General features: G+C 71.3%; 29 protein-coding genes and 1 riboswitch. Of the genes, 13 read left to right on the top strand and 16 right to left on the bottom strand.

Going from position 1 to position 25,814, the window contains the following annotated elements; all coding sequences use genetic code 11:
• Window positions 1–16 precede the first annotated feature (16 nt).
• Entirely contained in the window at window positions 17–916 is a 900-nt protein-coding gene (locus Acor_RS11865) for an ABC transporter ATP-binding protein (protein ID WP_155336658.1), read from the top strand.
• On the top strand, window positions 913–1,761 hold the full coding sequence (locus Acor_RS11860) for an ABC transporter permease (protein ID WP_155336657.1): 849 nt from the start codon (window positions 913–915) through the stop codon (window positions 1,759–1,761). Before Acor_RS11865 ends, Acor_RS11860 begins: the two co-directional genes overlap by 4 nt.
• A 3-nt stretch (window positions 1,762–1,764) precedes the next feature.
• Here Acor_RS11860 and Acor_RS11855 read toward each other — a convergent pair whose 3' ends face one another.
• From Acor_RS11855 to Acor_RS11845, 3 genes are all read right to left on the bottom strand, one after another.
• Window positions 1,765–2,190: a hypothetical protein gene (locus Acor_RS11855; RefSeq protein ID WP_155336656.1), complete on the bottom strand. Its 426-nt coding sequence runs from the start codon at window positions 2,188–2,190 to the stop codon at window positions 1,765–1,767.
• Window positions 2,191–2,314: 124 nt separating this feature from the next.
• Window positions 2,315–2,614: a hypothetical protein gene (locus Acor_RS11850; RefSeq protein ID WP_155336655.1), complete on the bottom strand. Its 300-nt coding sequence runs from the start codon at window positions 2,612–2,614 to the stop codon at window positions 2,315–2,317.
• 120 nt (window positions 2,615–2,734) lie between these two features.
• Window positions 2,735–3,130, bottom strand: coding sequence for a DUF3224 domain-containing protein (locus Acor_RS11845; RefSeq protein ID WP_170316885.1), 396 nt, complete (start codon window positions 3,128–3,130; stop codon window positions 2,735–2,737).
• Between the two features lie 94 nt (window positions 3,131–3,224).
• Here Acor_RS11845 and Acor_RS11840 point away from each other — a divergent pair, with 94 nt between their 5' ends.
• Complete coding sequence (locus tag Acor_RS11840; protein ID WP_246238596.1) at window positions 3,225–3,650, top strand: SRPBCC family protein; 426 nt, start codon at window positions 3,225–3,227, stop codon at window positions 3,648–3,650.
• Here Acor_RS11840 and Acor_RS11835 read toward each other — a convergent pair.
• Window positions 3,637–4,671, bottom strand: coding sequence for a phosphotransferase family protein (locus Acor_RS11835; protein ID WP_155336652.1), 1,035 nt, complete (start codon window positions 4,669–4,671; stop codon window positions 3,637–3,639). The genes Acor_RS11840 and Acor_RS11835 overlap by 14 nt on opposite strands.
• A 41-nt stretch (window positions 4,672–4,712) precedes the next feature.
• Here Acor_RS11835 and Acor_RS11830 point away from each other — a divergent pair, with 41 nt between their 5' ends.
• Window positions 4,713–5,459: a DUF2786 domain-containing protein gene (locus Acor_RS11830; RefSeq protein ID WP_170316884.1), complete on the top strand. Its 747-nt coding sequence runs from the start codon at window positions 4,713–4,715 to the stop codon at window positions 5,457–5,459.
• Window positions 5,460–5,541: 82 nt separating this feature from the next.
• On the opposite strand, the gene Acor_RS11825 is transcribed toward Acor_RS11830, so the two are convergent.
• Complete coding sequence (locus tag Acor_RS11825) at window positions 5,542–6,318, bottom strand: class I SAM-dependent methyltransferase (RefSeq protein ID WP_155336650.1); 777 nt, start codon at window positions 6,316–6,318, stop codon at window positions 5,542–5,544.
• 113 nt (window positions 6,319–6,431) lie between these two features.
• Between Acor_RS11825 and Acor_RS11820 the strand changes: the two genes are divergently transcribed.
• Complete coding sequence (locus Acor_RS11820) at window positions 6,432–7,031, top strand: TetR/AcrR family transcriptional regulator (protein ID WP_155336649.1); 600 nt, start codon at window positions 6,432–6,434, stop codon at window positions 7,029–7,031.
• A 152-nt stretch (window positions 7,032–7,183) separates the two neighbouring features.
• Here Acor_RS11820 and Acor_RS11815 read toward each other — a convergent pair whose 3' ends face one another.
• From Acor_RS11815 to Acor_RS11785, 7 genes are all read right to left on the bottom strand, one after another.
• Complete coding sequence (locus Acor_RS11815) at window positions 7,184–7,501, bottom strand: DUF952 domain-containing protein (protein WP_155336648.1); 318 nt, start codon at window positions 7,499–7,501, stop codon at window positions 7,184–7,186.
• Window positions 7,498–8,067: a TetR/AcrR family transcriptional regulator gene (locus Acor_RS44265; RefSeq protein ID WP_155336647.1), complete on the bottom strand. Its 570-nt coding sequence runs from the start codon at window positions 8,065–8,067 to the stop codon at window positions 7,498–7,500. The genes Acor_RS11815 and Acor_RS44265 overlap by 4 nt, the downstream gene beginning before the upstream one ends.
• Window positions 8,064–8,387: a DMT family transporter gene (locus tag Acor_RS44260; protein WP_155336646.1), complete on the bottom strand. Its 324-nt coding sequence runs from the start codon at window positions 8,385–8,387 to the stop codon at window positions 8,064–8,066. Before Acor_RS44260 ends, Acor_RS44265 begins: the two co-directional genes overlap by 4 nt.
• 90 nt (window positions 8,388–8,477) lie before the next feature.
• Window positions 8,478–9,626, bottom strand: coding sequence for a glycosyl hydrolase (locus Acor_RS11800; protein WP_155336645.1), 1,149 nt, complete (start codon window positions 9,624–9,626; stop codon window positions 8,478–8,480).
• Between the two features lie 124 nt (window positions 9,627–9,750).
• Entirely contained in the window at window positions 9,751–10,764 is a 1,014-nt protein-coding gene (locus tag Acor_RS11795; protein ID WP_155336644.1) for a LacI family DNA-binding transcriptional regulator, read from the bottom strand.
• A gap of 4 nt (window positions 10,765–10,768) precedes the next feature.
• A complete protein-coding gene (locus Acor_RS11790) occupies window positions 10,769–11,026 on the bottom strand; it encodes a hypothetical protein (RefSeq protein ID WP_155336643.1) in 258 nt (85 codons plus the stop codon).
• A 55-nt stretch (window positions 11,027–11,081) separates the two neighbouring features.
• Window positions 11,082–11,495, bottom strand: coding sequence for a hypothetical protein (locus Acor_RS11785; RefSeq protein ID WP_155336642.1), 414 nt, complete (start codon window positions 11,493–11,495; stop codon window positions 11,082–11,084).
• Between the two features lie 121 nt (window positions 11,496–11,616).
• Between Acor_RS11785 and Acor_RS11780 the strand changes: the two genes are divergently transcribed.
• Window positions 11,617–12,624, top strand: coding sequence for a radical SAM protein (locus Acor_RS11780; protein WP_246238595.1), 1,008 nt, complete (start codon window positions 11,617–11,619; stop codon window positions 12,622–12,624).
• Between the two features lie 48 nt (window positions 12,625–12,672).
• A complete protein-coding gene (locus tag Acor_RS11775) occupies window positions 12,673–12,852 on the top strand; it encodes a hypothetical protein (RefSeq protein ID WP_155336640.1) in 180 nt (59 codons plus the stop codon).
• 4 nt (window positions 12,853–12,856) lie between these two features.
• On the opposite strand, the gene Acor_RS11770 is transcribed toward Acor_RS11775, so the two are convergent.
• Window positions 12,857–14,074, bottom strand: a complete 1,218-nt coding sequence (locus Acor_RS11770) for a L,D-transpeptidase (RefSeq protein WP_246238594.1) — start codon at window positions 14,072–14,074, stop codon at window positions 12,857–12,859.
• Between the two features lie 221 nt (window positions 14,075–14,295).
• On the opposite strand from Acor_RS11770, the gene Acor_RS11765 reads away from it, so the two are divergent.
• Window positions 14,296–15,009, top strand: coding sequence for an ArsR/SmtB family transcription factor (locus tag Acor_RS11765; protein WP_155336638.1), 714 nt, complete (start codon window positions 14,296–14,298; stop codon window positions 15,007–15,009).
• Here Acor_RS11765 and recD2 read toward each other — a convergent pair.
• A complete protein-coding gene (gene recD2, locus Acor_RS11760; protein ID WP_155336637.1) occupies window positions 14,987–17,176 on the bottom strand; it encodes an SF1B family DNA helicase RecD2 in 2,190 nt (729 codons plus the stop codon). The genes Acor_RS11765 and recD2 overlap by 23 nt on opposite strands.
• 110 nt (window positions 17,177–17,286) lie before the next feature.
• Between recD2 and Acor_RS11755 the strand changes: the two genes are divergently transcribed.
• The 5 genes from Acor_RS11755 (at window position 17,287) to Acor_RS11735 (ending at window position 22,534) form a co-directional block, all read left to right on the top strand.
• On the top strand, window positions 17,287–18,837 hold the full coding sequence (locus Acor_RS11755) for a hypothetical protein (RefSeq protein ID WP_155336636.1): 1,551 nt from the start codon (window positions 17,287–17,289) through the stop codon (window positions 18,835–18,837).
• 10 nt (window positions 18,838–18,847) lie between these two features.
• Window positions 18,848–20,188, top strand: coding sequence for a serine hydrolase domain-containing protein (locus Acor_RS11750; protein WP_155336635.1), 1,341 nt, complete (start codon window positions 18,848–18,850; stop codon window positions 20,186–20,188).
• 78 nt (window positions 20,189–20,266) lie between these two features.
• Window positions 20,267–20,728: a hypothetical protein gene (locus tag Acor_RS11745; RefSeq protein ID WP_155336634.1), complete on the top strand. Its 462-nt coding sequence runs from the start codon at window positions 20,267–20,269 to the stop codon at window positions 20,726–20,728.
• A gap of 68 nt (window positions 20,729–20,796) precedes the next feature.
• Complete coding sequence (locus Acor_RS11740; protein ID WP_155336633.1) at window positions 20,797–21,486, top strand: CTP synthase C-terminal region-related (seleno)protein; 690 nt, start codon at window positions 20,797–20,799, stop codon at window positions 21,484–21,486.
• A gap of 154 nt (window positions 21,487–21,640) precedes the next feature.
• Window positions 21,641–21,824: riboswitch (cyclic di-AMP (ydaO/yuaA leader) on the top strand.
• A 35-nt stretch (window positions 21,825–21,859) separates the two neighbouring features.
• Entirely contained in the window at window positions 21,860–22,534 is a 675-nt protein-coding gene (locus tag Acor_RS11735; protein WP_246238593.1) for a CHAP domain-containing protein, read from the top strand.
• 225 nt (window positions 22,535–22,759) lie between these two features.
• Here the strand turns inward: Acor_RS11735 and Acor_RS43165 are convergent, their stop codons facing one another.
• Together Acor_RS43165 and Acor_RS11725 are read right to left on the bottom strand one after the other, a co-directional pair.
• Window positions 22,760–23,491 carry an SRPBCC family protein gene (locus Acor_RS43165; protein ID WP_218034235.1) on the bottom strand — a complete coding sequence of 244 codons (732 nt, stop codon included), beginning with the start codon at window positions 23,489–23,491 and terminating at the stop codon, window positions 22,760–22,762.
• Window positions 23,492–23,495: 4 nt separating this feature from the next.
• Window positions 23,496–25,784, bottom strand: a complete 2,289-nt coding sequence (locus tag Acor_RS11725) for a DEAD/DEAH box helicase (protein ID WP_246238592.1) — start codon at window positions 25,782–25,784, stop codon at window positions 23,496–23,498.
• Between the last annotated feature and the right edge of the window lie 30 nt (window positions 25,785–25,814).

Raw genomic sequence — 25,814 nt, 5'->3', positions numbered from 1 at the left:
GGTGAGAGGTGAGTGGATGAGTCAGGAAGTGGTCCTGGACGTCGGGGACCTTCGGATGCGGTACGGCACGAGCGACATCCTGCACGATGTGACCTTCCAGGCCCGTCACGGCGAGGTGGTGGCCCTGCTCGGCCCCAACGGCGCGGGTAAGACGACCACGATCGAGATCCTGGAGGGTTTCCGGATGCGGTCGGCGGGCCGGGTCAGCGTCCTGGGCGTGGATCCGGCGCGTGCGGATGAGCGGTGGCGGGCCCGGGTGGGGGTGGTGCTGCAGTCCTGGCGTGATCACGGCAAGTGGCGGGTGCGTGAGCTGCTGGCGCATCTGGGCAGTTTCTACGCCGCGTACTCCACCGAGCGGATCAGGCGGCCGTGGGACGCCGACGAGCTCGTCGCGGCGGTGGGGTTGACCGGGCAGGCGGGCCAGAAGATCAGGATGCTCTCCGGCGGGCAGCGGCGGCGTCTGGATGTGGCGATCGGCATCGTCGGCCGCCCGGAGCTGCTGTTTCTGGACGAGCCGACCGCGGCGTTCGATCCGCAGGCGCGGCACGAGTTCCACGAGCTGGTCCGCGGTCTGGCCGGTGACGGGGCGACGACGGTCCTGCTGACCACGCACGATCTGGACGAGGCGGAGAAGCTGGCGGACCGGATCGTGGTGATGGATCGCGGCCGGATCATCGCGGATGGTTCGGTGCGTGAGCTGGCGCGCCGGATCGCCGGGGAGGACGAGGTCCGCTGGATGCGCGATGGCCGGGCTTTCACGTGTTCGACGGCGGAGTCGACGGCGTTCGTCCGCGGGTTGTTCGCCGAGTACGGGGAGGCGATCGCCGAGCTTGAGGTGCGCCGGGCGTCTTTGGAGCAGACCTATCTGGCGTTGGTGCGCCAGGCCGAATCCGTAGACGAGGGAGTTGGGCGATGAATCCGGCAGCTGGGGCGGTCCGGGCGGGCTGGTCGCGTGGCCTGATCGAGTTACGGCAGTCGTTCACCGATGCCGGTGATCTGCTGGGGCGGCTGTTCTGGCCGGTGGTGCTGCTGGTGGCGCTGTTTTTCCTGCGGGATTCTGCGTTCGCGTCCAGTGGGCTGGCGCTGGGGACGCTGGCGTTGCCGAGCGTTCTGGGGATGAATGTCGCGCTGGCGATGGTGAGCATGAGTCAGCTGCTGACGGCCGATCGGGAGGACGGGACGCTGCTGCGGGCGAAGGCGACGCCGAACGGGATGGTGGGTTACCTGGTGGGGAAGATCGTCGTGGTGTCCGGGGGTCTGGTCGCCGATCTGGCGATCGTGGTGGTTCCGGCGCTGTTCTTCGTTCCGGGGTTGTCGCTGGGCGGCCCTGGCGGGTGGGTGACGATCGGGTGGGTGCTGGTGCTGGGTCTGGTGGCGGCGTTGCCGTTGGGGGCGGTGCTGGGTTCGGTGTTCACCAGTCCGCGGAGCCAGGGGCTGATCACGTTGCCGTTGCTGGGGCTGATCGCGGTTTCGGGGATTTTCTATCCGATCGCGGCGTTGCCGGGGTGGGTGCAGTGGCTGGGGCAGGCGTTTCCGTTCTACTGGCTGGGGCTGGGGATGCGGTCGGCGTTGCTGCCGGGGGGTGCGGTGGCGGTGGAGGTCGGGGAGTCGTGGCGGCATTGGGAGACGGTGGGGGTGCTGGGGGTGTGGGCGGTGGCCGGGCTGGTGGTGGCGCCGGTGGTGTTGCGGCGGATGGCGCGGCGGGAGTCGGGGTCGAGTGTGGCGTCGCGGCGGGAGCGGGCGTTGCGGCGGGCGGGGTGATGGTCAGATGAGGGAGACGAAGGTTTCGGCTTGGTCGCGGGTCATGCCGGTTTCGGTGCGGACGAGTTCGATGGCGTGGTCGGTGTGGCCGGCTGCTTTGAGTTCCTGGACGCGGAAGGCGAGGTCGCCGTCGCCGGGGCGTTCTGGGGTGGTGGGGGTGTAGCGGCCGGCTTTGATGGCGGCGGTGATGGTTCTGGCTTCGCGGAGGCCGAGTCCGGTTTCTTGGCGGAGGAGGCGGATGGCGTCGAGGCCGCGGCCTTCCGCGGTGAGTTCGAGGATGCGTTCCTGGAGGTGTTCGGGGATGGGTGGGAGGAATCCGGGGGTGCGCCAGGCGAGGGTGGCGCTGGGTCGTGCGCCGGCGCGAAGGGCGAGTCCGATGACGCCGGCGATGATGATGATGGCGATCACGATGATCACAAGCGTGGGCATGGGTTGATCGTAGGCTTGGGTGTCGTGGTGGGCCACTTCTGGTTCTGCTCGATAATGAACATTATGTCAAGTAGCGTCCTTTTTGGGGGTCCTGTACGGCTTGGGTTGTACAGGACCCGGGAGGCTACTTGCCGAGCTTGTCTTTGAGTTCGCTCAGCTGGGTGGCGATCTTGATTTTGATCGCTTTGGTGATTTCCTTGATCAGGTCGGCGATCAGGGTGGAGAGGTCCCCCGGCTCCTGCGCCGCCGGCGGCGCCAGCGAGGTGACCGGCGGCGGGATCGGCAGTTTGACCGGCGGTACCGGCGGTGTCTTCACGACCGGGGCGGCCGGCGCCACCGGAGGCGGCGGGATTGCGGCCGCGTACGCGGTGGCGGGCAGCGCCGTGCAGGCGGCGACCGACAGGGCGACGAGTGTGCTTTTCATCGTGAACCTTCGCGTTGATCGGGATTGCTGTGGTCAGCGTGGATCCGATCAACGCGGGGGTTCCGGCGGCGGGCCGCCGTTTGGGTGATTGTTGATCAAGGGTTGGGGCCGCTCCCCCGGTCACATGCCGGGAAGCTGGTATTCGAGGGTGAAGGTGTGTTTGCCCTGGTCGTCGACGTCGATCTGGCCTTGGCCGTGGATGCCGGTCAGGGCGCCGGTGCCGGAGGTGGGGACGATGATCCAGGTCAGCCAGGGTTTGCCGTCCTCCGCTCCCCCGTTGTGCTGCAGGACGAAGGTGCCCTGGCGGCCGTGCAGGACGCCGTGGAGGTGTTCGAGGCCGGCGTAGGCGGCGGGCCCGGCCGGGGTGGCGACGGTGAGCAGGTCGGTGACGCTGGCGCCGGTGAGGTCGCCGCTGAAGGTCTTGGTGAGGCGGTTGCGGGCGAGGACGGCTCCCTCGCGTTCATCGGTGGCGAGGGTTTCCCAGCTGGTGACGTCGAAGGTCCCGGTTGCGTGCATGGGATCCAGGGTGGCAGGGGTGGCTGACATTTCCTGTCAGGTATCGGCGGGGTGCCCGGGTCCGCTCCCCCGCCGGTCGCCTAGGGTCGCGGGTGTGACGGTGCGACTGCTGGTGGGTGAGGATGTGGCCGCGGACGCGGCGGAGGTGTTCGCGGTGCTGACGGACTGGCCGCGGCATCGGGAGTGGATGCTGCTGACGCGCGCGGAGGTGACGCGCGGTGACGGCCGGAGCGCGGGTTCGTCGCTGTCGGCGTTCACGGGTGTGGGGCCGCTGGGTTTCGTGGACACGATGGAGATCACCGGCTGGGATCCGCCGCGTTCGGTGTCGGTACGGCACACCGGGCGGCTGGTGCGCGGGACCGGGGTGTTCCGGCTGCTCCCCCGCCCCGGCGGCTGCCGGGTGGAGTGGGAGGAGCGGCTTGAGGTTCCGCTGCCGGTGTTGTGGCCGCTGATGCGTCCGGTGCTGGCGGTGTTCTTCCGTACGTCGCTGCGGCGGCTGGCGGCGCTCACACCCAGGTGATGAGGCGCGACGGCAGGGGGCGTAGTCCCGGCCAGCGGTGGGTGGCGCGTTCGCGCATGCGGGTGCAGAGGTGGGCGAAGGCGGGCATGTGGTCGAATTCGGCGGCCACGGTGAGCCGGTGGGTGAGGCGTTCACGGGCGGAGACCGCTCCCCAGTGCCAGTCTTCGCCGGGAAGGCGGGCCAGGTGGTCGGCCGGGCCGCGGTGGGCGCGTTCGACGAGGGCGTCGCCGCGGATGAGCCATCCGGCGCAGGCGTCCAGGAGTGGCCGCGGGTCGTCGGGCAGGCCGCGGATGTCGCGGTAGGCGGTTTCGGCTTCGCTGATCAGGGGTTTGGCGAGGGCGGTGGAGTTCCAGCAGGTGGGCAGGCCGATGCGGAGGTAGGCGAGTTCGGCCAGGCCGTTGCCGAGGGCGGCGGCTTCGAAGTCGAGCAGGCGGGTGCCGGCCGGGGTGTGGCGGTCGTTGCCGGGGCAGGGGTCGCCGTGGATGAGGTCGTGGTGGCCTTGGGGGTCGAGCCGGTCCAGCAGGTCGGCGAGTTCGGATTCGGCTTCGGCGGGCGGGGTGATGCCGAGGGCGGCGGCCAGGGCGAGGAAGGCGTCGGCGTCGGCGGGTGCCGGCCCTTTCCAGGGCGGGAGGGCGCCGGCGTCCCGGGGTGTGGTGGTGGCGTGCAGGCGGGCCAGGGTTTCGGCGTAGCGGATGGGCCATTGGCCGGTACGCCGGTTGGGCAGGTGTTCCAGGATGAGCAGGTGCTCCCGGGGGTCGTCGGCCAGGAGGGCGGGGGCGACGGCGGGGTCGGCTCGGGCGGCCAGGCGGAGCGCGGTGGCTTCGCGCTGGTGCCGCTCCCCCGCGTCCATGTTGTCGAGGCCGGGTTCGCGGCCGCCGACGATCTGTTTGACGATGATGGGCCGGTGGTGGAGTTCGGCCTGCCAGACGCGTGAGCGGGGGCTGCTGCCCAGCCGCCGGATGTTGCCGGGGGTGCCGAGTGTGTCGTGGAGGCTGGGGGGCCACGGCGGGTTGTCGGTCACTGTTCGTAGTCTATGGTCGTCGGCGGGAGGAGGTGCGCGGCGTGGCGGAGATTCCGGAGCGGAAGCTGGAGTTGGTGCGGAAGCTGCTTGCGGTGGCCGAGCATCCGGGCACTGATCCGACCGAGGCGGCGGTGTATCTGGAGAAGGCGTATGCGGTGATGGCCGCGTACGGGATCGAGCAGGCGATGCTCGCGAACGCCGGTCTGGTGGCCGACGAGGTGAGCGATTTGACGGTTACGGTGGGTAATCCGTACCAGGCGGATCGGCGTGCTCTGCTGGCCGGGGTGGCGTCGGCGTTGCGGTGCCGTGCGATCTACTGGCGTTCTGGCCGTGAGTCGGTGGTCCGGGTGGTGGGGTTCGGTTCCGACCTGGCGGTGGTGGAGCTTCTGTTCACGTCGCTGTGCCTGCAGATGGGTTCGGGTGTTCTGCGTGTACGGGCGCCCGAGGGGGGCGCGACGGTGAGTTTCCGCAAGAGCTGGATGGCGGGTTTCGTGCATCGGGTGTGCGAGCGGCTGGGTGAGGCGGAACGCCGGGCGGCGGCGGACAGTCCTTCGGGCGGCCGGTCGGCGGAACTGGTCCTGGTCGATCGCCGGGCCGAGGTGAGCCGCGTCTACGAGGAGCTGTTTCCCCGGGTCCGCCGTGCCGGGCGCCGCCGGTTACGGGACTGGTCGGGCTGGGAGGACGGCCGCGCCGCCGGTGACCGCGCCGACCTGGAGGACGCCCGGGTGGGTTCGCGAAAGCCGTCCGGGTCGATCGAGGGCGAGCCGGGCGATCGGATCCCCCGATGAGCCCTCGGATCAGTCCTCAAGGTGTGGCCTGCCCAGAGTAGTTCCCCACAGGTGCTTGCCTATCGGGCGACGGGCAGCCGGGTCAGATGGCGCCGGTTCGTAAAGCGCCGGTTCGTGTCGCGGTGACGGCCACCGTGGCGTAGCGCATCGTGAAGCTGCCCCCTGACATGTCGATCGCGGCTCCGATGCCTGCCAGCAGCTCTTCCAGCTTGCCCGGCGGGAACTGGTTGTGGCCGCCGGACGTGGGGACTTGGTCCAGCCACGCCTTTTGTGTGTAGGGCTGCTCCCAGTCGAATCGCCACTGTTGCGGCTCGTCGAACGCGCCCGCTTCCCGGATCCCGTCGGCGGCTTTGGTGAGCAGCGCCGAGTAGGGGTTCAGGCCCTGCATCGCCCGGTGGAAGATCGGTGAGTCGGGCAGCACTCGGCGGTAGACCGCGGCGAAGGCTTCGGCGAGGTCGGGCGGCGGCTGGCCGACGTTCCAGAACACGGCCAGGCGGCCGCCCGGCCGTAGCGCTTCGGCCGCTTTGGCGGCTCCGGTGACCGGGTGCACCCAGTGCCAGGTCTGCCCGGCGATGATCGCGTCGAATGCCCGGCCGGCGGGGTCCCAGGTTTCGAACGTGGCGACCTCGGCTTCGAGTCCGCGGCGGCGGGCGAATTCGGCCATTCGCGCGTCGGCGTCGACGCCGAGCACGCTGCAGCCGGCCGCTTGGAACTGGCGGGCGGCGATGCCGGTTCCGCAGCCGACGTCCAGGATGTCGGAGCCGGGGCTGGCGGCGAGGATCCGGTCCACCATGGCGTCGGGGTAGCGGGGCCGGGTCCGGTCGTAGCGTTCGGCGTCGGTGCCGAATGACTCGGCCATCTGCCGGGCTTGGTGAGGCTCGCGGTGGGGCTCCCCCGCCTTCGATATAGTGGGCATCCGCCCACCATAGTGGGCAACTGCCCATTCCTCAACGGGTGAAGGGAGGCCGCACAGTGCCGACAGGGGTGGTGCTCCGCGACGTACGCGAGCAGTTGTTCGACGCCGCCGACCGCGTCCTGCTGCGCGAGGGCCCGAGCGCGCTGACCAGCCGGGCGGTCACCACGGAGGCGGGCTGCGCGAAGGGCGTCCTGCACCGCCACTTCGACGACTTCGACCACTTCCTCGCCGAGTTCGTCCTCGACCGCGTCGACCGGATGGACGCCCAGGCCGCCGCGCTGGGCCGGGCCGCCGGAACCGGCACCGTCACCGGCAACCTCGCCACCGCCCTCACGGCCCTGTTCGGGTCGGTCGCCGTCGCGATCGTGGCCCTGGTCACCTTCCGCGACGAACTGCGTTCCCGGCTGCGCCGGACCTGGCCGGCCGGCGTCCCGGTCCTCACCGAAGCCGTCACCATGATCGCCTCCTACCTCACCGCCGAACGGAACCTGGGCCGCCTCACGGCGAACGCCGACATCGACACCCTCGCCCCCACCCTGATCGGCGCCGGCCACCTCCTGTTCGCCGACCGCACGGGCACCCCACCGGAGGCCGACGCCGTCGGCAAGATGGTGACCGCCGTCATCGCCGGCGTCCTACCGGAACCGCTGCCCTAAGAGCTATTGGGTCGCTGTGGCGGCTTCGAGGAGATACCTGAGGCGAGGGCGCGGACAACGTCGACCCGGCAGTCCCATGATTCGCCGGATCTATGGCCGGAACAGGAAACCCTGGGCGTTTGAAGTCGGGTTCGTCGATCCGGCGGCGTCGTTCACGCGCGGAAGGGTGTGACGGCGGTGACGGCCGAGACGGGGATCGGGCCGTAGATGTGGGGGAAGATTTCGTCGCTGCCGGGAGGGGTTTCGTGTTTGACGGGGCAGTTGAGGAGGTCTTCGCGGATGTGGAGGAGGAGTAGGGGTTCGGTTACGGCGGTGTAGTAGCGGGCGGCGACGGCTTCGGCTTGGGGGAGGTCGGTGGAGGCGTGGATGAAGCCTTCCTGGTCGAGGGTGCGGCCGAGGGTGGAGACGCGGTAGTGGCCGCTGGTCTGGGCGTGGGCCCAGTCGGAGGCGAGGGCGAGGTGGAGGATCACGGAGGGGACTTTAGCGTGAGGGCGTGCAGGGCCCGGGTGAGGGTGGCGCGGGCGGCGGTGATGGGGCGGGCTTCGACGGTGGTTTCGATCCACAGGCCGTTGAGCAGGGTGGCCAGGAAGCGGACGTCGGCGGGGGCGTGCGGGTGGCCGTCGCGGTGCAGGGCGGTGGTGAGGGCGGCGTCGCAGCCGTCGGTCCAGGTACGGGCGATGGCTTGCAGGGCGGGGTCGCGGCCGGCGTGGACGTACAGCTCCCAGAGGCCCAGCTGGCGGGCGCGGTCCTGGGTGAGGATGGCCGTGAGGCGGTCCGGGAGGGGGCCGGGGGCGTCGAGGATGGCGTGGAGGGCGGCGAGTTCGTGGCCGACCAGGCGGGTGAAGGCGTGCGCGACGAGGTCGTCGCGGGAGGCGAAGTAGTAGGTGGTGGCGGCGAGCGGGAGTCCGGCCCGGGCGGCGACGGCGCGGTGGGTGACGGCGGGGAAGCCGCCTTCTTCCAGGAGGGTGACGGCGGCGTCGAGGATGGCGTTGCGGCGGGCCTGGGCGCGTTTCTGGGGGGTTTTGGGGCCGGTCAATGGGATCCGGCGAGGTTGAGCAGGACGACGCCGCCGATGATGAGGACGATTCCGCCGGCTTTGGCGAGGTTCATGGATTCGCCGAGGAACAGGGTGCCGATGCCGGCGACGGCGGCGGTGCCGATGCCGGCCCAGACGGCGTAGGCGACGCCGACGGGCATCTGGAGTTTGAGTGCCCGCGACAGCAGGATGAAGGAGGCGACATAGCCGATGACGACCAGGACGCTCCAGCCCTTGTGGGCGAAGCCGTCGCTGAGTTTGAGCGCGGTGGTCGCCGTGACTTCGGTGACGATCGCGCAGGCCAGCAGGATCCACGCCATGAAAACTCCTCAAAACGGTACGCTTGTTCCAGTTTAGCGGACCGTGGGTGAGTGCCGGGTGCGCCAGGACGGCGCACCCGGTGGCGGGGGTCAGCGGAGGTTGGGGAGTTCGTCGCGGGTGACGACGTAGCTGTGGCCGTACACCTTGCGGAGGTGGTCGGCGGAGTTGCTGACGGTCAGGTGGTTGCCGTGCCAGGTGCCGAACAGGACCCAGCGGGCGCCGGTGGACTGGAGGCGGTCGGGGTCGGGGATCGGGCCGTTCTCGTGCAGGGCGATCGGGACGGTGGTGCCGACGATGGCGCGGGTGGCGTCGTACATGGCTTTCTGGGGGTCGTAGTTGCCGTCTCCGGCGTAGGTGTCGGCGCCGCCGATGTCGACGTACTGCTTGCCGGGGTAGAAGGCGCTCTGGGGTGAGCCGTTGTAGCCGTGCAGCCAGATGAGGTTGTTGAGGCCCTTGGTGTTGGTGAAGTAGTCGTACATGTACCGCCAGAGGCGGTTGTACTGGGCGCCGCCTTCCTTGCTCCACCAGAACCAGGCGCCGCCGGCTTCGTGGAAGGGCCGCCAGATGACGGCCGCGCCGGCGTTCTTGAGTTGCTGCAGGGCGGCGGCGCCGTCGAGGCGTTCCCGGAAGGAGGTGTTCTCGTAGTCGGGGCCGCCGATCCAGGTGGATTCCTGCTGGCCGGACAGGATGTGGTTGCCGTACTGGCTGTAGAGGTAGCAGAGCAGGCGGCGGGCCTGCGGGGTGGGGTTGACGGGCTGCACCGTGCACCCTCCCGGCGTCGGTGTGGGTGTCGGCGAGCGGGTCGGGGTGGGTGAGCTGGTCGGGGCGGATCCGGTGCAGGTGACGCCGTTCATGGCGAAGCTCGCCGGGACGGGGTTGGCGGTGGTCCAGCCGCCGTTGAAGCCGAAGGTGGCGGCGGCGCCGGTGGCCGGGTTCGCGTTGTACGGCAGGCTCGCCGCCGTGACCGCCGTCCCGCTCTGCGTGGGGGTGGCGTTCCACATCTGGGTGATGCTCTGCCCGGTCGCGAAGGTCCAGGTGAGGCGCCAGCCGGCGACGGGGTCGCCGAGGTTGGTGAGGGTGACGGCGGCGCCGAATCCGCCGGGCCACTGGTTGGTGACGGTGTAGCCGACCCCGCAGGCGACGGCGGCCGAGGCGGGGGCGGCCGGCAGGAGCGCGGCGGCCAGGGCGAGCAGGGCGGCGAACAACGCGCCGCTGGGTAACGCCCGTCGGATGAGCATGTGGTCGCTCCCGGGGTTGGTTGGACGGGGATGTCCGATTGTGACGTCACAATTCGCGGGCCCGGCAACCGTGGCGGGCGGGCGGTGGGTACGCCCTGCTCGCGGGCGGTACGGGGGTTGAAAGTTACAGCGGGCCGGTGGAGGCGCGGACGCGCAGGGCGGGCGGGAAGGTGAGGGTCCGGTGCCGGTGGCCGGGCTCCTCCTCGGCCAGCAGGAGGTCGGCGGCGGCCCGGCCGAGCTCGTATTTGGGGCGGGCGACGGTGGTGAGGGCCGGGGTGAGGCGGGCGGCGAACTGGAGGTCGTCGTAGCCGATCACGGAGACGTCGGCGGGGACGCGGACGCCGAGGCGGGTCAGGCCGTGGATGACGCCGAGGGCGGCCAGGTCGTTGAGGCAGATGATCGCGGTCGGCGGGTCGGGCCGCTCCAGCAGGCCCGGTACGGCGGCGTCGGCGGCCTCCATCACGGTGGGCGGCCCGAGGACGACGTCCAGCAGGTCGGCGGGATCGGCTCCGGCCTCGCGCAGCGCCTGGCGGAGCCCGTCCCGCCGCCGGTCGACGGGGGCGACGTCGACCCGGCCGCGCAGGAACGCCATCCGCCGGTGCCCGAGCGAGATCAGGTGCTCCCCCGTCATCCGCCCGCCCGCCACGTCGTCGACCATGACCGCGCACAGGTCCAGGTCCCCGGGCGGATGGTCGAGCAGGACCACCGGCGTGCCGCGCGTGCTGAGCCGGCGCAGGCGCCGCGTGCCGACCGGCGAGATGAGGATCCCGCGCACGCCCTGCTCCTCCAGCATGTCCAGCGCCCAGCTCTCCTTGTCGGGGCGCACATCGGTGCTGCAGGTCAGGGCGACGCAGCCGGCTTCGGCGAGGCGGTCCTCAATGCCGCGGTTGACCTCGGCGTAGAAGGGGTTGGCCAGGTCCAGGGAGACGACGCCGACGACCCGGCTGGGCACCCCGCGCAGCTGGCGGGCCGGTCCGGACCGGACGTATCCGACGGCGGCCATGGCGTCCCGGACCCGGCGGCGGGTGGTCTCGGTGACCAGCGCGGGGTGGTTGAGGACGTTGGCGACGGTGCTGACCGACACTCCGGCCACGCGCGCCACTTCCCGCATCCCCCGCCGCGCCGTGTCGTCCGCCACGGGATCACGATAGCCCGGGGCTCAGCTCAGGGCGGCCTGCTGGGAGGTGACCTCGAAGGTCGATGTCGGTGGCCACCTGCCGCCGCCGCACCCCGGGCGCGGGGTCTGGCCTGACCGTCGTGCCCGGATATCTGGCCTGGACGGTGGACGGCTGGCCGGGCGGGCGGCCCGCCGGGGCCGGGGCGGCCGAGTTGCGCCGGATGGCGGCGGAGCTGGTCGGCGGCTGGCATCCGGCGAGGCGGTGGCCGCCTCTCGCGATCACCCGTTCGCGCCCCGGCGGTGAGGAGGCCCGGGATGTGGGTCCCGGGCCGGGGTGGTCAGTAGATGAACATGTAGCCGTAGTTGCGGCGCAGGCAGGTCCAGTCCGGCCACCACTGGTCGCGGTCGACGGTCTGGCCGTAGGAGGTGCCGGTGATCCGGGTGTGGATGGTGCCGGTCGGGGTGGACGCGCATTTGATGCCGAGTCCCCAGCTGTTGAGCTTGTCGAGGTCGCCGCCGGCTTGGCGGAAGTCGTCGCAGACCCGCCAGATGTCCATGTACAGGTCGGTTTCGCCGGTGCCGCCGTCGGGGTCGCAGGTGACGGTGTAGGTGGTGCCCCAGTTCGGGGCGCCGATGGTGTAGTAGTGGATCAGCAGGTCGACCCGGGGGCCGGACGCGGTGGCCGTGGCGGGCACGGCGAGCAGGAGCATGGCTGTGGCGCACAGCCCGGCGGCGATTTTGCGGAACGTCATGGGGGTTGGTGTCCCTTCGAAGATCGGCCTCCGGGTTTAGGGGCGTTCCATCTGGTTCCATCCCGTTCCACCGGTTTTGCGGCCGGGCCGGTGGGGCGGAACGGGTGGCGGAGGGGGTCGAATGCGTGTTCTACTGATCTCTATGCCTTGGGACGCACTCCCCCTGCTCGACGACGGGGGCCCGCAGCGGCCGCGGATCGAGCGGCAGGCGGTCACCCGGGAGTTGGACGGCATCACCTGTTACGAGGTGGCGGCGCGGGTCGCGCTGGAGCGGGTGCCGGCGGCCGCGGAGCTGCCTTACGCGTGGGCGGCCAGCCCGTATCGGGGGTGCACGGCCGGGTGCCGGTATTGCGCGGCGCGGCGCGGGCACCGTTATCTGGGGCTGGACGCGGGCGGTGACTTCGATTCGCGGATCGTGGTGAAGACGAATCTGGCCGATCGGCTGCGGCGGGAGCTGGCCGGGCCGCGCTGGGCGGGTGAGGCGGTCGCGCTGGGGCTGACCGGGGACTGCTATCAGGGGGCCGAGGAGACCTACCGGCTGATGCCGCAGATCATCCGGGTGCTGGGCGAGGCGGGCAATCCGTTCACGGTGCTGACCAAGAGCCCGCTCATCCTGCGGGATGTGCCGGAGTTACGCGAGGCGGGCAAGCTCACCCAGGTGCGGGCGGCGGTGTCGGTCGGGTTCGTGGATGAGAAGATCCGGCGCGGGGTGGAGCCGGGCGCGGCCGGGGCGCAGCGGCGGCTGGAGGTGTGCGCGGCCCTCAACGAGGCGGGGGTGCCGTGTGAGGTGCTGATGGCGCCGATCCTGCCGCTGATCACCGATTCGGCCGATCATCTGCGGGCCACGGTCCGGCGGGCGGCCGAGGCGGGCGCGGTGGCGATCACCCCGGTGGTGCTGCGGCTGCCGGCGGGGGCGCGGGAGTGGTTCATGGTGTGGCTGGAGCGTGAGCATCCGGGCCTGGTCCCCCGCTACGCCGCCCTGTACGGCAAGTCGCCTGCCGCGCCGCCGGAGTACCGGGCCGGGATCGCCGCCCAGGTGCGCGAGCTGGCGGAGGTGTACGGGATCGGCCGTCAGGCCCGCCGCTGGAAGCGCCGCCGTTCCCCCGCCCGCCAGCTGTCGCTGGTATGAGCGGGGGTTTGCGAAGGGCTCTTACATCCCGCCCTGTACGGTTGAAGCATGTTCAACCGTAAGCCCATCGAAGAGCGCATCGCCGACCGGGTCGCCAAGCGCCCGCCGCTGAAGGAGGGCAAGCATTTCGAGCACAAGCCCGCCCTCATCGTCTTCCTGGTCGTGATCGGTCTGGTGCTGGTCAAATTCGTCGGGATGTTCGTGCTGATGCAGATGGGCGTGCACTAGGGCCTTAGGCCTCCAGGGCGCTGCCGCGCTTCCACTGCTTGTACGGCATCTGCCAGAAGCCCCAGCCGTTGTTCCACTCCAGTTCCCGGTCGGTGCCCACGATGGTCACCACGTCGCCGCGGTGGAAGTTGTCGTAGAACCATTTGGCCTGGGCGGGGCTGGCGTTGACGCAGCCGTGGCTGACGTTGGCGCGGCCCTGGGAGCCGACCGACCACGGGGCGGAGTGCACGTACTCGCCGCTGTTGGAGATGCGGACGGCGTGGTTGACGATCTCCTTGTAGTAGCCGGGATCGCCTTCCTTCTTGCCGGGCGAGATCATGGTCTCGGGGTTGTGCTTGGACATGGTCAGGTGCACGCCGCTGGTGGTGGTGAACTCGCGGGTGGTGGCCTTGCCGGCGCTGATCCGCATGGTCTGGACGACTTTGCCGTCCTTCTTGACGACCATCATGTGGGTCTTGGTGTTGACGGTGCTGACCAGGCGGGCGCCGATCTTGATGGTCTGGGTGAAGGCCTTGACGCCGTACATGCCGCCGCCGCCGGGGATGCCGGTGAGGTCGGCGGTGAAGACGACCTTCTGGTGGGCGGGCCAGTATTTGGCGGGCCGGTAGATGACCAGGCGGTCGCTGATCCACCGCCAGGAGCCCTCGGAGGGCTTCTCGGCCTCGATCGTGAGCGCGGCCTCGACGGCGGCCTTGTTGGTGACGGCCTGGTTGAAGGTGACCATGATCGGCATGCCGACGCCGACGGTTTCGCCCTTGATGCCGGGGGTCACGTCGGCGACGGCCAGTTCGACTTTGGGTTTGAGGGTGGTGAACTCGCTGGTCGCGGTGGTGGGGCCGCCTTCGCCGGTGGCCTTGGCCGACACCGTGTAGGTGGTGGCGGGCTTGAGCGGCTTCTTGGAGGTCCACTTGGTGCGGGCGGCGTCGTATTCGCCTTCGACGGGTTCGCCGAGTGCTTCGACCATGACCTCGTCCAGGGCGCCGCCTTCTGCGGTGACCACGACGTTCTTGTCGGGCCTGACCCGGCTGGTGCCCTCGGCGGGGCTGATCGAGATGGCGGGGGCGGGGATCGCCGGTTTCTCGGGCGCCTGGGTGCTGCCTCCGCCGAGCAGGCCGCCGCCGCCGGATCCGCTGCTGCATGCGGAAAGCAGCACCGACATCGTCACGGCGATCATGGCGATTACGGCGGCCGGCCGGTTACGGTGCCTGTAGCTGTTCAGCACAACCTCTCCCCACGGTGGCAAAGTCCACCCAAAGACACTATTAGGGCCAGCCGCAGGTGTCCGCATCTTTCTGGAGAGTTAGCTCACATTTTGGTAGCGAAACCGGGTCAAAGCGGGGGCCTAGAGAGTAAAGTCCGCGCCCGCCGATTTGATTCCCGGTTTACCCAAGGCGGGCCGACATTTCGGTCCGTACCGAACCGATGGCCGCGCATGATGGGGGTATGAGCCCGAACCCGGACGAGCACCCGCAGGTCAGGCCGCTGGCCCGGCTGGCGCGGCTGCTCGCCGACGACACCAGGGCGGCGTTCTGCCTGGCGCTGCTGGACGGGCGGGCCTGGACGGCCGGGGAGCTGGCCCGGCACGCCGGGGTGGCGCCCTCCACGGCGAGTGAGCACCTGTCGCGGCTGGTGGCCGGCGGCGTGCTGGCCGAGGAACGGCAGGGCCGGCACCGGTACGTGCGGCTGGCCGGGCCGCGGATCGCCCAGCTGATCGAGGACCTGAGCGCGGACGCGCCGCCGCCGAGCCCGGCAGGGCTGCGCGCGGTGTCGGCGGCGCGGGCCATGACGCACGCCCGTACCTGCTACGACCATCTGGCCGGGCGGCTGGGGGTGGCGATCGCCGACGCGCTGACCGCGCGCGGGCTGCTGGTGCACGCGCCCGGGTTCGCCTTCACCGACGCGGGCCGGGACTGGCTCACCGGCCTGGTCGGCGTGCTGCCGGCGGCGCGGCGCCCGCTGGCCCGGCCGTGCCTGGACTGGACCGAGCGCCGCCACCATCTGGCGGGGACGGCGGGGGCGGCGCTGTGCCGCCACAGCCTGGAGCGCGGCTGGGTGAGGCCGATCGGCGGCGGCCGCGCGTTGAAGATCACTCCGGTGGGGGTGGCGGCGCTGCGTGAGCTGCTGGGGGTGGAGCTCACAGATCCAGGCGGTGGGTGAGCCCGGTGTGGCGGCGGCCCGCGCCCCGGGTCCGTACGGCCTGGCCGAGCGCGCGCCGGGAGCCGACGATGACGACCAGGCGTTTGGCCCGGGTGATGGCGGTGTAGAGCAGGTTGCGCTGCAGCATCATCCAGGCGCTGGTGGCCAGCGGGATGACCACGGCCGGGTATTCGCTGCCTTGGGAGCGGTGGATGGAGACGGCGTAGGCGTGCGCGAGTTCGTCGAGTTCGTCGAAGGAGTAGTCGACGCTCTCGTCCTCGTCGGTGAGCACGGTGAGCCGGTTCTCCTCGGGGGTGATGCCGGTGACGACGCCGACGGTGCCGTTGAAGACCCCGGCCGCGCCCTTGTCGTAGTTGTTGCGCAGCTGGGTGACCTTGTCGCCGATCCGGAAGACGCGCCCGCCGTAGCGGCGTTCCGGCAGGCCGTCGCGGGCCGGGGTGAGGGCGTCCTGCAGGGCCAGGTTGAGGGCGCCGGCGCCGGCCGCGCCGCGGTGCATGGGGGCCAGCACCTGGACGTCGCGGCGCGGGTCCAGGCCGAATTTGGCGGGGATGCGGCGGGCGGCCACGTCGACGGTGAGGGCGGCGATCTCCTCGGGTTCCTCGCAGGCGAACAGGAAGAAGTCGGAGAAGTCGCGGACCAGTGGGGACTGGCCGTTGTTGACGCGGTGGGCGTTGACCACGACGCCGGACTCCTGGGCCTGGCGGAAGATCTGGGTGAGCCGGACCCGGGGGATGCCGGGCGCGGCCAGCAGGTCGCGCAGGACCTCGCCGGCGCCGACCGAGGGGAGCTGGTCGACGTCGCCGACGAACAGCAGGTGCGCGCCGGGGGCGACGGCCTTGGCGAGTTTGTTGGCCAGCAGCAGGTCCAGCATGGAGGCCTCGTCGACGACGACCAGGTCGGCGTCCAGGGGGTTGTCGCGGTCGAAGGTGGCCTCGCCGCCGGGGCGCAGCTGGAGCAGCCGGTGCACGGTGGTGGCCTCGTGGCCGGTCAGTTCGGCCAGGCGTTTGGCGGCGCGGCCGGTGGGGGCGGCCAGGATGACCTTGGCGCGTTTGGCGCGGGCCAGTTCGACGATGGAGCGGACGGTGAAGCTTTTGCCGCAGCCGGGGCCGCCGGTCAGGACGGCGACCTTCTCGGTGAGCGCCAGCCGTACCGCCTGGTCCTGCTCGGCGGCCAGGGCGGCGCCGGTGCGGGTTTTGAGCCAGGTCAGGGCGGTGGGCCAGTCGACGTCGGCGAAGGCGCGGAGGCGGTCGCCGGAGGTGGTGAGCAGGCCGCGCAGGGTGGCGGTGAGGGACTGCTCGGCGCGGTGGAAGGGCACCAGGTAGACGGCGGGGACGGTGGCGTCGCCGGCGGGGACGTCCTCGCGGATGACGCCTTCGGCGGCGGCGAGCTCTTCCAGGCAGGTGGTGACCAGGTCGGCGGGGACGTCGAGGATTTTGACGGCGTCGGCGGCGAGGTTGGGGGCGGGCAGGAAGCAGTGGCCGTCGTCGGCGGCCTGGGACAGGGTGTAGCGCAGGCCGGCTTTGACGCGCTGCGGGCTGTCGTGCGGGATGCCGACGGCCTGGGCGATGGTGTCGGCGGTCTTGAAGCCGATCCCCCACACCTCGTCGGCCAGCCGGTACGGCTCGGCGCGGACCACGTCGATGGACTGGTCGCCGTACTGCTTGAAGATGCGGACGGCGATGGAGGTGGAGACGCCGACGCCCTGCAGGAAGATCATCACCTCTTTGATGATCTTCTGTTCCTCCCAGGCGGCGCCGATCATCTTGGTGCGTTTGGGGCCCAGGCCCGGCACCTCGACCAGGCGGCCCGGCTCCTCCTCGATGACGCGCAGGGTGTCGGCGCCGAAGTGGCCGACGATGCGCTCGGCCATCTTGGGGCCGATGCCCTTGATCAGGCCGGAGCCGAGGTAGCGCTGGATGCCCTGGACGGTGGCGGGCAGCACGGTGGTGTAGGACCACACCTCGAATTGCTTGCCGTAGCGCGGGTGGGAGGTCCAGCGGCCGGTCAGGCGCAGTGACTCCCCCGGCTGCGCGCCGAGCAGCGGCCCGACCACGGTCAGCAGCTCGGCCCCGGAACGCTCGGTGGCGACCCGCGCGATGGTGTAGCCGGTCTCCTCGTTGGCGTAGGTGATCCGCTCCAGCACCGCGTCGAGGCTGGCACCCTCCACCGATTCTCCCTTCGCACGGTGCGCACGAGCGTAGCGGTTTCTTCGTGATCGCTGGCGGCGGCGGGCCGCGGGGGTGTACGACGGAGGCACCAACCGACGGGGAGTCGATCATGAGTGTGAAAGTGGCCATCGAGAAGGTCCGGCGGCCGGGCCTGACGGCCGGGCGGGTGCGGGAGCTCGCGCAGGGCAACGCCGAGGTGCGGGGGCATTTGGACCAGGTGGAGGACCTGATCGTGCACGACGCGGCCGCGCTCGGCCACGACCCGGGGCCGGGCGCGGCGTTCCGGGCGCACGTCTTCGACCCGCACGGCAACCGCGCCGTGGAGATCCGCGGCACTCTGGACCGGCTGGAGGAGGTCGAGGTGCGGCCCAGCGCCGTCCGCCCCCGCCCCCAGCCGGGCGAACTGGCCGCCGCGGCGGAGATCCTGCGCGGCGACCCGCGCTTCCCGGCGGGCGAGGACGTGGTGATCTACCAGCCGATGCCGCCCCTGGCCGACCTGGAACGCCCCGACGGCACCCAGGTCCGGCGGCCCACCCTGGGCGTCTACAACCCGGCGGGCGGGCCGCGTCACCAGATCGTCGCCGTCGACCTGGCCGCCCACGAGGTCGACTGGCGCCCGCACGAGGTGGCCGCCCACACCGACGACGACTGCGAGAAGCACCTGCCGGAGGGGATCGGGTCGCTGACCGACCAGGGCGGCCCCGACCAGGTCCGCGTCAAGGTCGTCCGCGACGGCGTCGAACTGTGGGACCTGGTGGTGGTCCGGCCGCGCGCCTCCCAGCCCGCCCCCGACGGCGCCGGCGTCGAACTCCTCAACGTCCGCTACCGCGGCAAACTGGTGCTGCGGCAGGCGCACATGCCGGTCCTGAACGTCCTGTACGGCGACGGCGAGACCAACTTCCGCGACTGGGCCAACGAGGAGACCGTCTTCAAGGCCACCGGCAGCGACCCGGCCGGCTGGGGCTGGCGGCTGTGCACCTCGCCGCCGCAGACCATCCTGGAACGCCCCGAGGACGACCGCGGCAACTTCCAGGGCGTCGCCCTCCACCACGACGGCGAGGAGTTACGCATCGTCAGCGAGTTACAGGCCGGCTGGTACCGGTACGTGTCGGACTGGCGGCTGGCCGACGACGGCACCATCCGGCCCCGGTTCGGGTTCGCCGGCACCAAGGACCCGATGACCTGCAACCGCCACCAGCACCACGCCTACTGGCGGCTCGACTTCGACCTGGACGGCGCCGGCGCCGACAGCGTGCAGCAGCTGCAGGACGGCGGCGGCATCATCCTGGACAGCGTCCCGATCGTCCGGGAGACCTCGCGCCGGCGGCGCGGCTCCATCAAGGGCTGGCAGGTGGTGGACAAGCGGACCAGACGCGGTTACCAGATCTGGCCCGGCGACCACGACGCCAGCGCCGACGCCTACGGGGTCGCCGACGCCTGGTTCCTGCGCCACCGCGCCACCGAACTGCACGACGGCGGCCACATGGGCCGCCCCTCCGACAGCAAGACCCACCTCAACAAGTTCCTGGACGGGGAGAACATCGACGGCGCCAACCTGGTCGTCTGGTACGCCGGTCATTTCCTGCACGACCAGGCCGCGCCCGAACCCCACCAGGGACACATCGTGGGCCCCGACCTGATCCCGGTCGCGGAGGACTAGCCTGTCGCCCATGGTTCTCCAAAGCACGGCCCGCGCCCTGCTCGGCCGGCTGGCCGCCGAGCAGGCGGAGGCCCGGGTTCCCTCGCTGGTCGCGGCCCTGGTGCGGGGCGGCGAGACGGTGTGGTTCGGGGCGCGCGGCCGGGTCGGCGAGGCCGCCCCGACCGCGCTGACCCGGTACCGGCTGGGGTCGATCACCAAGAGCATGGTGGCGGTGCTGGTGATGCGGCTGCGCGAGGAGGGCGAGCTGGACATGCTCGACCCGCTGGACAAACATCTGCCCGGCACGCCGGTCGGTGACCTGACCATCGCCCAGCTGCTGTCCCACACCGGCGGCCTCACCGCCGAACCGCCCGGCTCCTGGTGGGAGCGCACCCCCGGCGCGCCCGCCGCCGGCCTGCTCGGCGACCTCGGCCCCGAGATCGCGCGGCACCGCCCGGGGCGGCGATTTCACTACTCCAATCTCGGGTACGGGCTGCTGGGCGAGCTGGTGGCCCGCAAGCGCGGGGTCGGGTGGGCGCGGGCGGTCCGCGAGGAGATCCTGGAGCCGCTGGGGATGGGCGCGGTGACCGAGCGGGCCGAGCCGCCGTGCGCGCGCGGGTTCGCCGTGCATCCGTGGGCGGACGTGCTGCTGCCCGAACCGGAGCACGACGCGGGGGCGATGGCCCCGGCCGGGCAGCTGTGGAGCGGCGCCGCCGACCTGGCCCGCTGGGCTGGCTTCCTGGCCGGCGACGGGAGCGGCGTTCTGCGGGCGGCGACGCTGGCGGAGATGCGCGAACCGGCCGCGGTCGAGGACGGCCCGTCGTGGGAGCGCGGCTACGGCCTGGGCCTGCAGCTGGCCCGCCACGGCGGCCGCATGCTGGCCGGGCACACCGGATCCATGCCCGGCTTCCTGGCCACGGTGTGGACCGACCCGGCCGACGGGGTCGGCGTGCTGTTCATGGGCAACACCACCTCGGGGATCCGGGGGCGGCTGACCCACGACCTGCTGGACATCCTGGACGAGCACGAGCCGCCGCTCCCCGCCGAGTGGGTTCCCGCGCCCGCCGACGAGGATCTGCTGGCTCTGACCGGCCCTTGGTACTGGGGGCCGGCCGCCTACGCGCTGCGGTTACTCCCCGGGCGCGGGCTGTCCCTCACCCCGCTCGGCGGCCTCGGCCGCGCCTCCCGGTTCGTCCCGCAGGCCGACGGGACCTGGCTCGGCCTGGACGGGTACTACGCCGGTGAGACTCTGCGGGTGGAATCTCATCCCGGGGGTGTGCATATTTCCCTCAACACTTTCATCTTCACCCGCGAACCCTACGATTCGTCTGCCCCGATTCCTGGAGGTGTGGACCCCGATGGGTGGCGATGACCGTTTGTGTTTGGTCGAACCCGCAGCGCGACGACCTTAGGTTTGGGAACGCCGAAATCCCCTACCAAGGAGGCCGATGTGCTCACCCTCGAAGACCGCGTGACCACCCTCGAAGTGGAGGTACGGAAATTGCATGAGAAGCAGCTGCCGAGGGAGGCGGCGCAGACCCGCGCCATCGCCGAAGACGCGCAGAAGAGCGCCGCAGCCGCACATGCCACGCCGAACGAGGTACACGCGCAGCTGAACGCGTTCCGCAAAGACATAATGATCGAGTTCGGCAAGGTTCACGCCGTTCTGGCCACGCATACGCGCAAACTCGACAAGGTCGACAGCAGGCTCTCGGCACACGACCAGCGGTTCGACCGCATCGAACATACGCTCAAGGAACACGACCAGCGGTTCGACCGCATCGAACATACGCTGAAGGAGCATGGCGAGCAGTTCGACAGCCTTACCGGCCGCCTCAAACGGGTTGAGGATGGCCAGGTCGAGGCCAACAAGATGCTGCAGACGATCCTTCAGGTGCTCCAGGCCAAGTGAGCGAAGGCTAGTCGGCGCGGTTGAAAATCGCTGTCCCGCCACCCGCCTGGCGGGACAGAATTCCCCGCATGACTTCTCAGACCGCACGGATCGCCCTGGTCGGCGATCGATCGCCGGATGTTCTGGCGCATACCCGTATTCCCGCGATTCTGGACGCGCTTCGCGACAAGGACGGTGTCACGCTCGACGCGCACTGGGTGCCCACTCCCGAGGCGCGTGAGCTGGATGGGTTCGACGGGGTGTGGATGCTGCCGGGGAGTCCGTACCGGAGTGAGGAAGGGGCGCTGGCGGCGGCGCGGTGGGCGCGGACGGCGCGGGTGCCGCTGCTGGGGACGTGCGGGGGGTTCCAGCACGCGGTGATGGAGTTCGCGCAGGGGGTGTGCGGGCTGGTCGCGCGGCATGCGGAGACGGCGCCGGACGCGGCGGAGGTGGTCATTCAGGCGCTGGCCTGCTCGCTGGCGGGGCAGGAGGGGCGGGTTCATCTGGCGCCGGGTTCGCGGGTGGCGTCGATCATGGGGGAAGGGCCGGCGACGGTCCGGTACAACTGCTCGTACGGGATCAATCCGGGCCATCGGGCCACCCTGGAAGAGCATGGTCTGCGCTTTACCGGCCACGACGATCAAGGCGAGATCCGGGTGGCCGAAATCAATGATCATCCGTTCTTCCTGATCACCCTGTTTCAGCCGGAATTGTCCGAAGAACTCCCGCATCCCGTCATCCGGGCCTTCGCCGCCGCGGCCACCACGCGAGAGCGATGACAACCCCCGAATCCTATGACCGCCAACATGTCATCACTTGTCGGTATTTGACCCTTTTGGGTGATTCGTCTACCTTCGATGGAGTCCGGGGCACCTGGACGTCAAACAAGTCAAGCGTGCCCCATCACAAATCGAACGCCGTCCCGCCCCTGGGACGGCCCGACCGTCGAGTCCGCTCACGCGGAGCCGGGGAACCACCGAGGACCGGGATCTCTCTCCCGACACGAAAGCACCAACTCCCAGTCCTCACGGGGTGAATCGGCCTGTCACCGCAGGCCGTAGGGCGACTTCCACGCCCGAATCCGTCAGCTAACCCGGTAGGCGGCATGGAAGCAAGGGAGCAAGACCCCACATGCGAGCCCCCAATTCTCACGTGCGCGTCGCCCTGGTCACCACCCTCATCGCCGGCGCCGCGCTCACCGGAAGCACGGCGGCGGCCGGCATCGCCCGCGCCGAAGCCCACCCGGAAGGCGTCACCTCCGCGGCGGGCGCGCCCGCCGACTTCCACCCGGACGCCAGCCCGCTGCTCAAGATCGCGCAGCGGCTGCCCAAGGTCCGCGCCGACCAGGTGCTGAAGCTGGCCGAGAGCCAGGTCGGCGTCAGCGAGAACCACCGCGGCGGCGGCACCCCGTACCACCACTGGTACATGAACACCCCGCGCGCCAAGGAGACCCTGGCCCGCGACGGCGGCGCCACGGTCCGCGAGTACGGCAACGCCGCCTGGTGCGACATGTTCGTGTCCTGGGTCGGCGACCGGCTCGGCATCCGCCCCACCATGGGCTGGGACGCCTACACCGTCTCGCACGCCGACTGGTTCAAGAGCAACAAGCGCTGGGGCACCCAGCCAACCCCGGGCGCGGTCGTCTTCTTCGGCTGGAACGGCGGCAAGGACCTCCACAACATCGACCACGTCGGCTTCGTCATCAAGGACAACGGCGACGGCACCATCAAGACCGTCGAGGGCAACACCGGCGGCGGCAAGGTCGAGATCCGCACCCGCCCCACCGCCGAAGTCGTCGGCTACGGCTACCCGGTCTACGCGACCTGACCCCAGAGCCGGCTGCCCGGCCGGAAGGGAAACGCTGCGCCCGCGGACCCCACCCCATATCAGGCAATCCCCCTTGCGGGTATGGCGGCCGTCCGACGGCCGGGCAGCTACGCACGGCCCCGCGCGGGAAACCCCCCGTCCGCGCGGGGCCGTGAACGGATCGGGCCGCTCGCGGAAGTGGAACTGGCCGGGCGCCGCCCCCGCGAGGCCGGGTCGTGGTTGGAGCTACCCGAGCCAGGCCGCCCACGCGGCCCGCGCGTCGCTCTCGGCCGGTACGCCGGTGAAGCAGTGCTGCTGGGCGACGATCACGTTGCGGTGGCCGTGGATCAGCGCGTACATGGAGGAGGCGGTGACCACGCCGAAGAAGCCGTGCGCGGCGAACAGCACCGAGCCGGGCTCGGCGGGCAGGCCGGCCACCGACAGCAGGACTGGGCGGCCGGGCGTGACCGGGCCGTTGACGCCGAACGCGGCCGAGAAGCGCGCCCACGCGGCGTCGCGCGAGTCGATCACGGGACCGGCGGCGAAGATGTCGTAGACGGAGGTGCGGCCCGGGAAACAGCGCAGGTAGGCGGCGAGTTTGCGCAGATACATGCCGTCGCCGACGCTCAGCGCCGCGTACTCCGACTCCCAGTCCCCGCCCAGGATGCCGCTGTGCGCCAGCCGCAGCACCGTGGTGCCGCCCGAGCGGCCCTCCAGCAGGTATTCGAAGGCCATGAACGTGCCGTCGGCGTGCTCGGAGCGGAGGCCGAAGCGGAGGCCGGGTTCCCACGCGGTGACGGTGGATTCGTCGGTGAAGCCGAGGATGGTCTGCCGTCCGGCGCCGCCCTCGCGGGGTTCGACCTCGTTGCGGCCCATGAACCAGGAGTCGATTCCGGGGCCGGTGGCGATGGCCGCCCACACCTGGCCGGGTGTGGCGTCCAGGGCGATCTCCTCGCGCACCTCGAATTCTCGCGCCATATCTTCAGCGTAGTTCCACCAGGCGGGTCAGCTCGTCGAGAGGTAATTCGCTCAGGGCCGCCTCCCCGGCGGAGAGCACCGCCTCGGCCAGGGCGCGTTTGCCGGCCAGCAGGTCGGCGATGCGGTCCTCGACGGTGCCTTCGGCGATGAGGCGGTGCACCTGGACGGGGCGGGTCTGCCCGATCCGGTGTGCCCGGTCGGTGGCCTGCTCCTCCACGGCCGGGTTCCACCAGCGGTCGAAATGCACGACGTGGTCGGCGCGGGTGAGGTTCAGGCCGGTCCCGGCGGCTTTGAGGGAGAGCAGGAACACCGGGACCTCGCCGTCCTGGAAGCGGCGGACGAGTTCCTCGCGCCGCGCGACCGGGGTGCCGCCGTGCAGCAGCTGGGTGGGCAGGCCGCGGGCGGCGAGGTGGCGTTCCAGCAGGCGGGCCATGGTGACGTACTGGGTGAAGACCAGGGCGGCGCCGTCCTCGGCCACGATCGTGTCCAGCAGTTCGTCCAGGAGTTCGAGTTTGCCGGAGCGGCCGGTGAGGCGGCCGTGCGGCTCCTTCAGGTACTGGGCGGGGTGGTTGCAGATCTGTTTGAGGCCGGTCAGGAGTTTCACCACCAGGCCGCGCCTGGCCATGCCGTCCGCTTCGGCGATCTTGGCCAGGGTTTCGCGGACCACGGCGGCGTAGAGGGCGGCCTGCTCGCGGGTGAGGGGCGCCGGCTGGTCGGTCTCGGTCTTGGGCGGCAGTTCGGGGACGATGCCGGGGTCGGATTTGCGGCGGCGCAGCAGGAACGGCCGCACCAGCGCGGCCAGCCGGTCGGCCACGACGGGGTCCTTGTCGGACTCGATCGGGCGGACCCAGCGGGCCCGGAAGCCGCCGACGGTGCCGAGCAGGCCGGGGGTGGTCCAGTCCAGGATCGCCCACAGGTCGGTGAGGGTGTTCTCGACGGGGGTGCCGGTCAGGGCGACCCGCGCCGCGGCCGGGATGGTGCGCAGCGCGCGGGCGGTGCCGGAGCGGGGGTTCTTGACGTGCTGGGCCTCGTCGGCGACGACCAGATCCCAGCCGGTCCCGGCGAGCTCGGCCGCGTCCAGGCGCATCGTCCCGTAGGTGGTGAGCACGAACCCGCCGCTCACCCCGGCCAGGGTACGGGCGGGGCCGTGGTGGCGGCGCACCGCGGCGCCGGGGGCGAACCTGCGGATCTCGCGCTCCCAGTTGCCCAGCAGCGAGGCCGGGCAGACCACCAGCGTGGGGCCGCCGCCCCGGTGCAGGTGCAGGGCGATGAGGGTGACGGTCTTGCCCAGGCCCATGTCGTCGGCCAGGCAGCCGCCGAGCCCGAGCGCGGTGAGGGCGGCCAGCCAGCGCAGGCCGCGCAGCTGGTAGTCGCGCAGGGTCGCGGTCAGGCCGGGCGGCGCGCCGATCGGTTCCGCGGCCTGGGGTTCGGTGAGGCGGCGGCGCAGGGTCTCCAGCCAGGGAGTGGCGGCGATTTCGACCTGTTCGCCGTCGATGTCGGCGGTGCCGGCCAGGGCCAGCGCGAGCGCGGCGATCGGGGTGAGGGATTTGAGGGTGCGGTTGCGGAGCCGGGCGGTGGCGGCGGCGTCCAGCAGGACCCACTGGTCGCGCAGGCGGACCAGCGGTCGGTGGGATTCGGCCAGCAGGTCCATCTCGGCTTCGGTGAGGGGGTCGCCGCCCAGGGCCAGCTGCCAGTCGAAGCGGAGCAGGCCGCCGCCGGAGAACAGGGTGCGCGGGTCGCCGGGCGGGTCGCCGGTGCCGATGACGGCGCGGACGGTCAGCGACCGGGCGGCGGGCGCGATCGGCGCGCCGATCCCCTCGCCGAGGCCGGAGCCGTTACCGGTAATGGCGGGGCCGGCGCCGGGGCGGGCGGCGTGCATGGCGGCGGCGGTGCGCGGCATGCCGTCGGCGACCGCGTCCAGGAACGCCCGGACCAGGCCGTCGGCGTCCGGATCGGCGAGGCCGGCGGCCAGTTCCTCGACGCGTTCGACGTCCAGGCCGGTCAGCGGTCCGGCCCGCCAGGACTCGCCCGCGGCGGGCAGGATCCGGCCGCGGGCCACCAGTTGCAGCGCCACCACCACGGCCGACCCCCAGAACGCGGCCGAGGGATGCGCGCCGGGTTCGCGGCGGGCCAGGCTGAGCAGCGGCATCGCCTCCGCGACCGGCATCCGCACCACCGGGCCGTCCAGGCCGGGCGCCGGGTGGAAGGCGATCTGGCCGGCCCGGGGCGGGTCGGCCGGTTCGAAGACGGTCGCGCCGCGCACCAGGGCGACCCGATCGGGGTTTCGTGCCACGCTGGGAATCCCCTCTCGCGCCGTGTCCCG

It is taken from the genome of Acrocarpospora corrugata, assembly GCF_009687845.1.
Taxonomy (GTDB): Bacteria; Actinomycetota; Actinomycetes; order Streptosporangiales; family Streptosporangiaceae; genus Acrocarpospora; species Acrocarpospora corrugata.
Note: the sequence above shows the minus strand (reverse complement) of the source record. Positions and strands in the feature narration are given on the sequence as shown.